General features: G+C 72.4%; 9 protein-coding genes. All 9 read right to left on the bottom strand.

Features of this window, described 5'->3' with window-relative positions; all coding sequences use genetic code 11:
* Positions 1 to 39: 39 nt before the first annotated feature.
* Positions 40 to 861: a tyrosinase family protein gene (locus GKC29_RS11410; protein WP_155330798.1), complete on the bottom strand. Its 822-nt coding sequence runs from the start codon at positions 859 to 861 to the stop codon at positions 40 to 42.
* A 21-nt stretch (positions 862 to 882) separates the two neighbouring features.
* The gene (locus tag GKC29_RS11405) at positions 883 to 1,281 is read right to left on the bottom strand and encodes a tyrosinase family oxidase copper chaperone (RefSeq protein WP_196255854.1); all 399 of its coding nucleotides are present in this window, start codon (positions 1,279 to 1,281) and stop codon (positions 883 to 885) included.
* 421 nt (positions 1,282 to 1,702) lie between these two features.
* Complete coding sequence (locus GKC29_RS11400) at positions 1,703 to 3,814, bottom strand: ThuA domain-containing protein (RefSeq protein ID WP_155330796.1); 2,112 nt, start codon at positions 3,812 to 3,814, stop codon at positions 1,703 to 1,705.
* 76 nt (positions 3,815 to 3,890) lie between these two features.
* Positions 3,891 to 6,749 (bottom strand): RICIN domain-containing protein, encoded by a 2,859-nt coding sequence (locus GKC29_RS11395; protein WP_155330795.1) that lies wholly within the window; start codon positions 6,747 to 6,749, stop codon positions 3,891 to 3,893.
* 249 nt (positions 6,750 to 6,998) lie between these two features.
* Entirely contained in the window at positions 6,999 to 8,066 is a 1,068-nt protein-coding gene (locus GKC29_RS11390; RefSeq protein ID WP_155330794.1) for a polyprenyl synthetase family protein, read from the bottom strand.
* Positions 8,063 to 9,508, bottom strand: coding sequence for an alkaline phosphatase family protein (locus GKC29_RS11385; protein WP_155330793.1), 1,446 nt, complete (start codon positions 9,506 to 9,508; stop codon positions 8,063 to 8,065). The genes GKC29_RS11390 and GKC29_RS11385 overlap by 4 nt, the downstream gene beginning before the upstream one ends.
* Positions 9,505 to 10,764: a metabolite traffic protein EboE gene (gene eboE, locus GKC29_RS11380; RefSeq protein WP_155330792.1), complete on the bottom strand. Its 1,260-nt coding sequence runs from the start codon at positions 10,762 to 10,764 to the stop codon at positions 9,505 to 9,507. The genes GKC29_RS11385 and eboE overlap by 4 nt, the downstream gene beginning before the upstream one ends.
* Complete coding sequence (locus GKC29_RS11375) at positions 10,764 to 11,615, bottom strand: TatD family hydrolase (RefSeq protein ID WP_155330791.1); 852 nt, start codon at positions 11,613 to 11,615, stop codon at positions 10,764 to 10,766. Before GKC29_RS11375 ends, eboE begins: the two co-directional genes overlap by 1 nt.
* Positions 11,615 to 12,244: an EboA domain-containing protein gene (locus GKC29_RS11370; RefSeq protein WP_155330790.1), complete on the bottom strand. Its 630-nt coding sequence runs from the start codon at positions 12,242 to 12,244 to the stop codon at positions 11,615 to 11,617. Before GKC29_RS11370 ends, GKC29_RS11375 begins: the two co-directional genes overlap by 1 nt.
* Positions 12,245 to 12,248: the final 4 nt, after the last annotated feature.

The raw sequence follows: 12,248 nt of genomic DNA, 5'->3' as shown, positions 1-12,248 counted from the left end.
CCTCACTCTAGGCGCGATGGGCGCGGCGCAAAAGGGCCCTCAGGCGTACGTGTACCAGGCGTCGTGCGACAGCAGGTCGGCCGGGCTCACCGTGTTCCAGGGCGTCATCACGTCGCGCAGGTCCACCACGTTCGGCGTGCCACCGGTGGGCAGGTAGGCGGCGGAGGGGCGGGCCCGCTGCCAGTCCGACCAGAGCTTGTCGACGTGGCAGTGGTGCAGCCAGAAGACCGGATCGTTCGGGGAGACGCCGGTCGCCATGGTGCCGCCGACCCACACGTGGACCCGGTTGTGCAGGTTGGGACCGCGCCAGCCCTCCACGAAGTTGCGGAAGCCGGACGCGGACGTGCTGTTCCAGGGCGCGACGTCGTACCCGGTCTGGGCGAGGACGGTGGCGACCTGGCTGGCGGTGGGCAGGCTCTGCCCGCCGGCGCCGAACTGCCGGCGCAGGTAGCTGCGGCTGTCCACCCGCACGGTCAGCGTCCAGTTGCCGGCGCCGTACGCGAACGGCCCGGTGGTGACCTGGCCGTCGCCGCTGCGCCCGTTGCCGCCGAGGAAGTCCGGCGACCAGAGCGACGCGGTGGTGGACCGGTCGGTGGTCCAGTCCCAGTACGGCAGGTCCACGCTCGGGTCCACCGCCTGCAGGGCACGCTCGAACTCCAGCAGGAACTGCCGGTGCCAGGGCAGGAACGACGGCGAGCGGTGGCCGACCCGGTTACCGGTGTCCGTGTCGCCGAGGATGAAGTCGTTGTGGGTACGGACGAACTGGTCGTAGACGCCGCTGCGCTTGAGTACGAGCACGGCGTCGACGAACGCGCGCCGCTCGGTCGGGGTCAGGTCACGCTGGTTCTTGCGGATGCCCATGCGGATGCCTCTCGGGGTCGGTCAGCCGTGCAGCGGGATCAGCCGGGCGCCGTCGAGGTCGTCGACCGCGGCGCGGGCCAGGGTTCGCAGGTCCTCGAACGACCGGTAGTGGTGGACCGCGCTGACGTAGCTGCCATCGGCATTCGCCATCACGTGCAGGTCCACGTCGTCGATCCGGACGGCGGGCGCGGGCAGGCCGTGTGCGGTGCCGTGCCGGTGCCCGGCGTGAGCGGGCGCACCGATGCTGATGCGCCGCCCCCGGTAGGCCTCGGTGACCGCGCCCGTGCCGTCCGGCGTGGGACGCGCCGGCGCCGGTCGTTCGGTCGCGTCGGCGACCCGGGTGACGCCCATGATGGATCCCGCGGAGACCGCCGCCGCGGCGGCGACGCGTAGCACCTCGCGCCGGTTGACCTGGGCCATCCTCACCATTCCTCTCAATGCCAGCCGATGATGAACACTCGAAGAAAGCAAACTTTCATCCGAGAAGTGCCGAAGATTCTTCGGCGGCTGCGGAGCGAGAGGAAGCTATCAACGGACAGTGGCGTCCTTCAAGGACGATCGACAGCGGAGTGACGACTCCGGTGACGGGACGTCACCGGGTCCGTCGTTGTCGCGGCAGGCAAGTAGTGGAGGCGGATCGATAGCCGCCGCTCCAGCCGACCGGAGCAGACAGCGCATGTCCATGCACCGATGTAGCGCAGGGTCATCGGGCGTGTTCGACAGGTGACGCAGGACACGCCACGGGCCCCCTGCCGGAGCAGCGGGCCCGTGCGTCGACGCGGGTGTTAGGAGGGGCCCCTTGTACAACACTAGGCGTTAACAAGGGGCCCTTCCTTTCAACTCAGGGCAGGGTCCACTTCTGGTTGGCGCCGGTGTGGCAGGTCCACAGGTGCACCGCCGTGCCGTCGGCCGAGTTGTTGCCGGAGACGTCCAGGCACTTGCCGGACTGCGGGTTGCGCAGGGTGCCGTCGGCCTGGGCGGACCAGTTCTGCGCGCCGGTGCCGTTGCACGTCCAGAGCTGGATCTTGGTGCCGTCGGCCGACCCGCCACCGGAGACGTCCAGGCACTTGCCCAACGCCTTGACCGTCGAGTTCGGCGACACCGTCCAGGTCTGGGCGGCGCTGCCGTTGCAGGTCCAGATCTGGATCTGCGTACCGTCGGCGGTGGCGCTGTTGCGCACGTCCAGGCACTTGCCGGCCAGCCCCTTGATCGGGCCGGTGCCGGGGGTGCCGCCACCCCCCTTCACCAGGGTGAAGTCGTCCACGTCGTAGAGCCCCGTGCCCGACCCGGTGAAGGTCAGGTAGAGATTCCGCGTTCCGGACGGTACGCCGGACAGGGTGGTCGTGACGTCGGCGAAGGTGGTCCAACTGCCGGTGTTCGGCACCGCGACCGAACCGAGCACGGTGCCGGTGGTCGAACCGGTGCGCACCTGGAGCGTGCCGCCCGGTCCGCCGGAGACCACCCGGGCCCGGAACGACGTGACGCCGGTCAGGTCCACCCCGTTGTACGCGGCCCAGTCGCCCGGGTCGATGTAGCCGAGGGTCTGGCCACCGTTGGCGCCGGCCTTGGTGAACGGGGTGACCCCGCTGGCCGAACTGTACGCCTCCGCCTGGATCGTGGTGTTCCCGCCCGGCGGGGTGGAGCCCAACTCCTTGATCCGGATGTTGCGGAACGAGGCGTCGTCGCCCGTACCGTGGTTCTGCAGCCCGATGTGGCCGGCGAGCGACCGGGCCGGGTCGGTGTTGGTGAAGTCGTTGATCTTCACGCCGTTCAGGAAGACCTGGAGGCGCTCGCCCTCCACCAGCAGTTCGTAGGTGTTCCACTCCCCCGGCGGGTTCAGTGCGGCGTCCCGGGCGGCGATGTCGGCGGACTTGAAGGTGTAGACGGCACCCGTGGTGCGGTCCGCCGCGTCGGTCGCGTCGATCTGGACCTCGTAGCCGTTGTTCACCGCCGACCACGGATCGCTCGACGGCGGGAAGCCGATGAAGACGCCGGAGTTGTCGTCACCGGCGAGCCGCCAGTCGAGCTTCAGCGCGTAGTTGGTGAACTGCTTCGCGCTGTACCAGTAGAGACCCATGCCGCCCACCGAGGTGAGCGTGGCGTCGGCGTTGCTGAAGCTGCCCGGCCCGGCCTGCGACCAACCGGTGGTCGAACCGTTGTAGAGGGTGGTGTAGCCGGTCTCCGGACGGCAGTCGGCCTTGGTGCGGCCGGCCGCGTACCGGATGCCGCCGAGCAGGTGGGCGCGGAAGGCTGGCTCGGCGTACGAGGCCTGCGTGTGCCCGCCGCCGGTGTAGAAGGCCCGGCCGCCGCTGTAGGTCTTGCACCACGAGTGCGGGTGGTCGGCGCCCATCGAGCCGCCCGAGTACGACGACTCGTCGAGCGTGGCCAGGACGCGAGCCGTGGAGCGGGCGTTGGTCTGGTAGTTGTACCACTCGTCGGTGCGCGTCCAGGTCTGCGGCAGGTGGGCCGTGGCCGCGTGGGCACGGTTCTCGGCCTTGACGTTGGCCTGCTGGATGGCCGGGTGCGACGCGAAGTACGCCCCGACGAGGTTGCCGTAGAAGGACCAGCCGTACTCGGTGTCGGCGGCGGCGTGGACGCCGACGTACCCGCCGCCGGCGCCGATGTACGCCTCGAAGGCGCTCTGCTGGCTGGCGTTGAGCACGTCACCGGTGGTGTTGAGGAAGACCACCGCCTCGTACTGGGCGAGGTTGCCGGTGGTGAAGGCGGCGGCGTCCTCGGTGGCGGTGACGGTGAAGTTGTTCGCCGCCCCCAGATCGCGGATGGCCTGGGTGCCGACGGCGATGGAGTCGTGCCGGAAGCCGGCCGTCTTGGAGAAGACCAGCACGTCGTACGCGGCGTCGGCGGCGCTGACCGGGCCGGCCTGGGAGGTGCAGGCGAGGACGGCGAGGACGGCGGTGGCCACGCCGAGGACGGGTCGGAGGAGTCTGCGCATGTCGCTCTCCCAAACGGGTGTTAGGAGGGGCCCCTTGTACAACACTAGGCGTTAACAAGGGGCCCTTCCTTTCAACTCAGGGCAGGGTCCACTTCTGGTTGGCGCCGGTGTGGCAGGTCCACAGGTGCACCGCCGTGCCGTCGGCCGAGTTGTTGCCGGAGACGTCCAGGCACTTGCCGGACTGCGGGTTGCGCAGGGTGCCGTCGGCCTGGGCGGACCAGTTCTGCGCGCCGGTGCCGTTGCACGTCCAGAGCTGGATCTTGGTGCCGTCGGCCGACCCGCCACCGGAGACGTCCAGGCACTTGCCCAACGCCTTGACCGTCGAGTTCGGCGACACCGTCCACGTCTGCGCCGCCGTGCCGTTGCAGGTGTAGATCTGGATCTGCGTACCGTCGGCGGTGGCCGCGTTCCGGACGTCCAGGCACTTGCCGGCCAGGCCGACGATCGGGCCGACCCCGCTACCGCCACCGGTGGTGAAGGTGAACGAGTCGACGTCGTAGAGCGCGCCCGTGCCGGAGCCGGCGAAGGTCAGGTAGAGGGTGGTGGTACCGGCCGGCGGGTTGCTGATCGTCCCGTTGACCGTGGTGAACGTGTCCCAGGCGCCGGTGACCGGGACGGTGGCCGAGCCGAGCACGGTGCCGGAGGCCGAGCCGGCGCGGACCTGGAGGGTGCCGCCGGCGCCGGCCGAGGAGACGCGGGCGCTGAACGACGTCACGTTGTTGATCCGGTACGGCTCGAACGCGATCCAGTCGCCGTTGTTGATGTTGCCGACGGTCTTGCCGCCCTCGGCGGTGGCCTTGTCGAAGGTCGCGATGCCGGACGAGGTCTTGAAGTGCTCCGCCTGCCGCTTGCGCGGCTGGAGGGTGTGCTGGGTGTGGGTGGTGAGGCCGCCCGCGTCGGTGTACTCGGCGTCGAAGATCGCGAAGATGTTCGCCGCGTCGTCGTGTTCACCGTCGACCGGGATGGCGATCGAGCCGGTGCAGCCGGTCTTGGAGGTGATCTGGTGGCCGTGCTGGTCGTGGCCCAGCACGTAGGTCATCTTGACCTTGGTGCAGTCGATCGTCCCGTCCTCGGGATCGGTGACGGTGATGCTGAACGGCACGGTGTCACCGAAGGAGAAGAGCGATCCGTTGGCCGGGGCGTTGATGACCACTGTCGGCGCGGTGTTGCCGACGCCGATCTGCACGCTCGCGGTGCCGGTGGCGCCCTGCGGATCGCGGACGGTCAGCGTGGCGGTGTAGGTGCCGTTCGCGGTGTACGTCTTCGTCGGGTTGGCAGCGGTGGAGGTGGTGCCGTCGCCGAAGGCCCACGAGTAGGTCAGCGCCCCGCCCTCCGGGTCCGACGACCCGGCCGAGGAGAAGTTCACGGTCAACGGGGCCGCCCCGGACGTCTTGTCCGCCGACGCCACCGCCGTCGGGGCCCGGTTGCCGCCGCCGATGTAGTCGTACCGGTAGAGGGCCGAGTTGGCGTCACCGTTGAAGTAGCCGGTGCCGTAGTCCAGGACGTAGAGCGCGCCGTCCGGCCCGAACGCCATGTCCATGACCTGTTTGCCGTTCCACGGGAACGTGTCGATGGTGCCGACCGAGCCGTCGGCGTTCACGTGGATCGGCTTCACCCAGCCCCGGCCGAACTCGCCGGCGAAGAACTGCCCGTCGAAGCTCTGCGGCCACTTGGTGGTGGAGGTCGACGAGGCGTTGTAGCGGTAGACCGGGCCGCCCATCGGCGACTCCGAGCCGCCGCCGAACTCCGGCGGGCTGCCGGCGTCGCCCGCGTACCGGATCCACGACGCCTTGGCGCCGGGCAGGGTGGTCAGGCCGGTGTTGCGGAACGAGTTGTTGGTCGCCCCGCCGGTGCAGTTGTACTTCGCGCCGGCGGTGCCGGTGGCGAAGTTCCATTCGGCGTACGTCTCGTTGGCGGTGTTGGTGCCGGTGCAGTACGGCCAGCCGTAGAAACCCGGGCCGGTGACCCGGTTGAACTCGACCTGACCGCTCGGGCCGCGGGTGGTGGTGGTGCCGGCGTCCGGCCCGTAGTCACCGACGTAGACGATGCCGGTGGCCTTGTCGACGCTCATCCGGAACGGGTTGCGGAAGCCCATCGCGTAGATCTCGGGGCGGGTCTTCGGATCCGAGTCGACGAACATGTTGCCGGCCGGGATGGAGTACGTCCCGTTCGCGTTCACCTTGATCCGCAGGATCTTGCCGCGCAGGTCGTTGGTGTTGGCCGAGGTGCGCTGCGCGTCGTACGCGGGGTTGCGGTTGGTGCGCTCGTCGATCGGGGCGTACCCGGAGGAGTCGAACGGGTTCGTGTCGTCGCCGGTGGACAGGTAGAGGTTGCCGGCCGCGTCGAAGTCGATGTCACCGCCGACGTGGCAGCAGATGCCCCGGTCGGCGGGGACGTCGAGGACGTCGACCTTGCTGCCGGTGTTGATGGTGAAGTCGGCGTTGAGGGTGAACCGGGAGAGCCGGTTGACGCCCTGCCAGGCGGAGAAGTCGCTGCCGGTCGCGGGGGCGTCCCCGGTCGGGGTGGACAGCGGGGGCGCGTAGTACAGGTAGATGTGCCGGTTGCTGGCGAAGTTCGGGTCGACCCCGACCCCCTGCAACCCCTCCTCGTCGTGGGTGTAGACGGCGACGGTGCCGATCACCGACGTGGTGCCGGCCGCGTCGGTGCGGCGGACGGTGCCGTTGCGGGCGGTGTGCAGGACCGAGCGGTCCGGCAGCACCGCGATGGTCATCGGCTCGCCGACCTCGGCGACGCCCTTGGCGAGGGTGACCTGCTGGAAGTCGGTGGCGACGATGGGGTGGGCCTGGGCCGGGGTGGGGCCGCCCAGGGCGGCCGGGCCGGCGCCGAGGGCGACGGTACCGGCGGCGGCGACCAGGAGCAGGGCCGCGCCACCGGCGAACCAGGGACGGTGGTGGGGAGTGTGCCTCGTGGACATCGCTGTGCTGTCCCTTCCTGACGAGTGACTGCCAGGGCGGGGCGCGCGCCGTCGCGCCGGATGCCGTAGCGGGATGCCGTCGGTTCAGTCGATGGGTTCCCGCGCCGCCGGTTCACCTCGACGAAACAATCCGGTGTTGGCGAAGACCCTAAATGGCATAGGTCGATGTGTCCATACCTTCTGACGATCCAGCATGGACTTTCGCTGGATCTGTCGAAAGTTGCCCGGGTCGACGGCGGGCGGAGCGGGTCAGCGGTGGCGGTCGATCGCCTGGCCGGCCAGGGCGGCGAGTGCCGCCCGGCTCTGCGGGGTCACCGGGGCCCGTTCCAGCGCGGCCAGGGCGGCGTCGGCGCGGACCCGGATCATCTGCTCGATCTTCTCGCGGGCGCCGGTGCTCTCGATGATCTTCCGCAGCTCGGCGGCGCCGTCCGCGTCCAGCTCCGGGTTGCCGAACAGCTCCCGCAGCCGCGCCGTCTGCGCCCGATCGGCGGCGTCCCGGGCCAGCGCCATCATCACCGTCGGCTTGCCCTCGCGCAGGTCGTCCAGGACGGACTTGCCGGTGACCGCCGGGTCGCCGAAGACGCCGAGCACGTCGTCGCGGAGCTGGAACGCGTCACCGAGCGGGTCACCGAAGTCGGCCAGCGCGGCCACCAGCTCTGGCCCCGCGCCGGCCAGCGTCGCGCCGATCTGCAACGGCCGGGTGACCGTGTAGCGGGCCGCCTTCATCCGGATCACCGTCAGCGCGCTGGCGACCGAGCCGTCACCCACCCCGGACACCAGGTCCAGGTACTCCCCCGCGATCACCTCGGTACGCATCAGCGCGAAGACCGCGTACCCCCGGTGCACCGCGTCGGTGCTCAGGCCGCACTCGTGGAACATCTGGTCCGACCACGCGGCGCAGAGGTCACCGCAGAGCAGGGCGGTGTTGCGCCCGTACGCCTCGGGGTCGCCCCGCCAGGACGAGCGGGCGTGCAGGTCGGCGAAGATCCGGTGCACCGACGGCTCGCCCCGGCGGCGGTCGCTGCCGTCGAGGATGTCGTCGTGGATCAGCGCGAACGCGTGGAACAGCTCCAGCGCGGCGGCGGCGACCACGATCGGCGTACCGTCCGGCCCGCCCGCGCTCCGCCAGCCCCAGTAGCAGAAGAGCGGGCGCAGCCGCTTGCCGCCGGCCAGCACGAACCGGTGCAGCGCCGTGAACACCCCGCGCGGAGCGCCGTCCGGCCAGTCGGGCCCCTGCCGGTCGAGGAACGCGGCCAGCTCGGCGTCGAACCGGGCCCGCAGCCCACTCGCGTCGGTCGGCGCGACGGTGACGGTCACGACGCCTCCCCCGACCGCCCGTCGTCACCTGGCGGGGACGCGGCGACCGGCGGGCCGGCCGGGGCCAGCCCGGCCAGCTCCAGCAGCAGCGCCTTCACCTCGGTCGCGGCCAGCCGCTCCCGCGCCGCCGACGGGTCGGAGCAGAGCAGCAGCGGCCCGTCGGCGGGGTCGGCGGGCAGCCGCCCGTGCGAGCCCCGGACCGCCCGCGCGCCCGCGTCCAGCCCGACCACGCTCATCAGGTACCGCATCCCCAGCTTCTTGCGGGCCAGCGCGACCGCCGCCCGCCGCTTCGCCGTGCCCGGGGCCGCCGGGTCGAAGAACAGCTCCGCCGGGTCGTACCCGGGCTTGCGGTGGATCTCGACCAGCCGGGCGAAGTCCGGCGCGCGGGCGTCGTCCAGCCAGTAGTAGTACGTGAACCAGGCGTCCGGCTCGGCGACCAGGACGAGGTCACCGGAGCGTGGGTGGTTCAGCCCGTACGCCGCCTTGCCGTCGGCGTTCAGCACCTCGGCCACCCCGGTCAGCCCCGCGCACAGCTTCGCCACCGCCGGCACGTCGGCGGGGTCGCGCACGTACACGTGGGCGACCTGGTGGTCGGCGACCGCGAAGGCCCGCGAGGTCCACGGGTCGAGGTACTCCATCCCCGCCTGCGTGTACACCCGCAGCAGCCCCTCGCGGCGCAGCAGCCGGTTCACGTCGACCGGCCGGGACACGTCGGTGATGCCGTACTCGGAGAGGACCACCACGGTGGCGTCCCGGGCGCGGGCGGCGTCCAGCAGCGGCGCGAGCACGCCGTCCAGCTCGGCCGCCGCCGCGGCGGCCCGCGGCGAGGACGGCCCGAAGCGTTGCAGGTCGTAGTCCAGGTGCGGGACGTAGACCAGGGTCAGGTCCGGGGACTGGTCGGCGAGGATCCGCTCGGCGGCCCGGCAGATCCACCGCGACGACGGCAGCCCGGCACCCGGCCCCCAGTACGTGAACAGCGGGAAGGTGCCGAGCGCGCCGGTGAGCGCGTCGTGCAGCTCCGGCGGGTCGGTGTAGCAGTCCGGGTCCTTGCGCCCGTCGGCGTGGTACACCGGCCGGGGCGTGACCGTCCAGTCGACGTCCGCGCCCATCGCGTACCACCAGCACACGTTCGCCACCGTCCACCCGGGCTCGACCCGCCGGGCGGCCTGCCACAGCTTCTCCCCGCCGACCAGCGCGTTGTGCTGGCGCCACAGCAGCACCTCGCCGAGGTCCCGGAAGTACCACCCGTTGCCGACGATCCCGTGCCCGGACGGCGGCACCCCGGTGAGGAAGGTCGACTGCACCGAGCAGGTCACCGCCGGCAGCACCGTCCCCAGCTCGGCCTGGAAGCCCTCGTCCGCCACCGCCCGCAGCCGGGGCATGTGCGCCAGCAGCCGCGGGGTCAGCCCCACCACGTCCAGCACGACCAGCCGCCTGCTCATGCCGCCACCTCGCTCCGCTCCGCGCCGGAGACGGTCAGGCCGAGCGCGACCAGTTCGTCGCGGGCGAAGGCCAGCTCGGCGGCGATCCCGGCGGCCAGCTCCGCGTCGGTGCGCGGTCGCCGCGCCGCCGGCAGCACCCCCCAGGTGTACGTCTCGACGTCGAGGTGGTCGCAGCCGGCGTCCGGGCCGGCGAAGAGCGCGGCCAGTGCGGCGCGCAGCACCGGCAGTGTCGAGGCCAGCGGCGGCTCGGGCGGGGCGTGCAGCGGCACGTGGTAGTGCACCCGCCACGGGCCGGGCAGCGCCGCGTCGAGGGCCACGTCCAGGTCGTCGGCCGCCCAGGCGGGGTCCGCCGGATCGGCCGTCCCGTCGACGCCGGCCGGGACGCCGTCCGCACCGGGGGCGGACCGGGGCGGACCGGTCGCGGCGGCGCAGCCGGCCGCACGGGTCTGGTGCAGGAATCGCGGCTCCACCCAGCGGCGCAGGGCGTCCGCGTCGGCGACCGGGTGGGTGGCCTCCAGCGCGGCGGAGACCTGCACCTTGACGACCGGCAGGCCGGCCGCGCGCAGCCGGCCGAGGGCGGCGGCGGGATCCTCCCAGGCGCAGGCGAGGTGGGCGAGGTCGAGGCAGATCCCCAGCCGCCCGGTGTCCATACCGGACAGTACCGCCGTGGCCTGCCCGGTCGACTCCACCAGACAACCGGGTTCCGGTTCGAAGCCGACCCGCACCGGCCGACCGGTGTCCCGCTCGACGGCCGCGAGTCCCGCCGCCAGCTCGTCGAGCCGGCGGCGGGCGGCGTCGGCGCGGGCCGCGTCCCACGGCTCCCGCCAGGCGAGCGGCAACGTCGACACCGAGCCGCGGGCGGCGTCGTCCGGCAGCAGGTCCGCGAGCACCCGGGCCAGGTTCAGGGTGTACGCGAGCCGCCCGGCCGTGGTCCAGTCCGGGTGGTACACCGCGCCCTTGACGACGGGCGCCTGGAACGCCGCGTACGGAAAGCCGTTGAGGGTGACCACCTCCAGGCCCCGCGCGGCCAGCCCGGTGCGCAACCGGCGGCGGGCGCCGGGGTCGGCGGCCAGCTCGGCGGCGACCGGGGCGGCGAGCCACAGTCCCAGCCCGAGCAGGTCGGCGCCGAGCGTCTCGCGGACCGGCACGGCGTACGTGTCGAGTTGGGCGAGGATGCCGGCGAGGTCCTCGGCGGGGTGCACGTTCGTGCAGTACCCGAGGTGGACGGTGGTCCCGCCGGCGTGCCGGAGCCGCATCAGCTGCCGCCGCGCAGGATCGAGTTGCCGGCGAAGGTGGCGTCCGGCACGTCCCCGTCGCCCAGGTCGAGCCGTCCGGACTGTCCGTAGAATTCGACCGGGTTGCGCCAGAGCACCCGGTCCAGGTCGTCGTCGGTGAACCCGGCCAGCAGCATCGCCTCCCCGGTGGCCCGGGTGAGCAGCGGGTCGGAGCGCCCCCAGTCGGCGGCCGAGTTGACCAGCACCCGCTCGGTCCCGTACGCCTTGAGCAGCTCCACCATGCGCGGCGGTGACATCTTCGTGTCCGGGTAGATGGAGAAGCCGAGCCAGCAGCCGGTGTCCCGGACCAGCTCGACGGTCACCTCGTTGAGGTGGTCGAGCACGACCCGGCCCGGTTCGACGCCCGACTCGGCGACCACGGCGAGGCTGCGTTCCACGCCGCGCGCCTTGTCCCGGTGCGGGGTGTGTACCAGCGCCGGCAGGTCGTGCGCGACGGCCAGGGCGAGCTGGGCGGCGAAGACGTCGTCCTCCTCGGGCGTCATCGAGTCGTACCCGATCTCGCCGACCGCCACCACGCCGTCCTTCTCCAGGTAGCGCGGCAGCACGTCGAGCACCGGCCGGCAGCGCGGGTCGTTGGCCTCCTTGGGGTTGAGCGCCACCGTGGCGTGGTGGCGGATCCCGAACTGCCCGGCCCGGAACGGCTCCCACCCGATGAGCGAGTCGAAGTAGTCGGTGAACGAGCCGACACCGGTGCGCGGCTGGCCCAGCCAGAACGCCGGCTCCACCACCGCGCGGACGCCGGCGGCGGCCATCCGCTCGTAGTCGTCGGTGGTGCGGGACGTCATGTGGATGTGCGGGTCGAAGATGCGCATCACGCCTCCTTGGGGCCGGTGTGGGGGCCGGTGTCGGCACCGGCGCGGAGCCGGTCGAGCAGGTCGGTGGCGTCGGCGGGCATGGTGCGGCCGGCGGCGGCCCGCTCGGCGGCGAGCGCGGCGAGCATCGCCGCCAGCTCACCGTCGGCGCGGGCGTAGAGGTCGGCCACGACGGCCAGCGGCACGCCGGTGAACACGCACTTGAGCACCGCCTGCCGCCAGGCCGCCGGGTCGAGGTGCCGGGCGTACCGGCCGAGGGCCGCCGCGACCAGCCGGGTGTCGTTGGTGCGGATCGCGTCGTGCAGCAGCGGCACCCCGGCCCCGCCGACCGGCAGTAGCGGCAGCGCCTTGAGCACGGCGCGTTTCTCGGCGGCGTCCCCGGTCCGGTAGAGCGCCTCGGCGTGCGCCGCGTGGTCGGCGGGCAGGGCGGCCAGCAGCAGTGCGCGGGCCGCCTCGTCGGCGGTCCAGCCGGGCAGGTCGGGCAGCTCGGCCCGGCCGCAGCGCCGGCCGGCGGCCGGGAAGAGCCGGGCGATCGCGGCCGGCTCGGCCGCGACGCGGCGCAGCGCTGCCGCCAGCCAGTCGGGATCGGGTACGCCCCGCAGCGCGTCCCGCAGTCGATCCGGTGTCATCGCC

Origin of the sequence: Micromonospora sp. WMMC415, from assembly GCF_009707425.1 — a bacterium.
GTDB lineage: Bacteria > Actinomycetota > Actinomycetes > Mycobacteriales > Micromonosporaceae > Micromonospora.
This window is presented reverse-complemented; position numbering and strand designations above follow the sequence as displayed.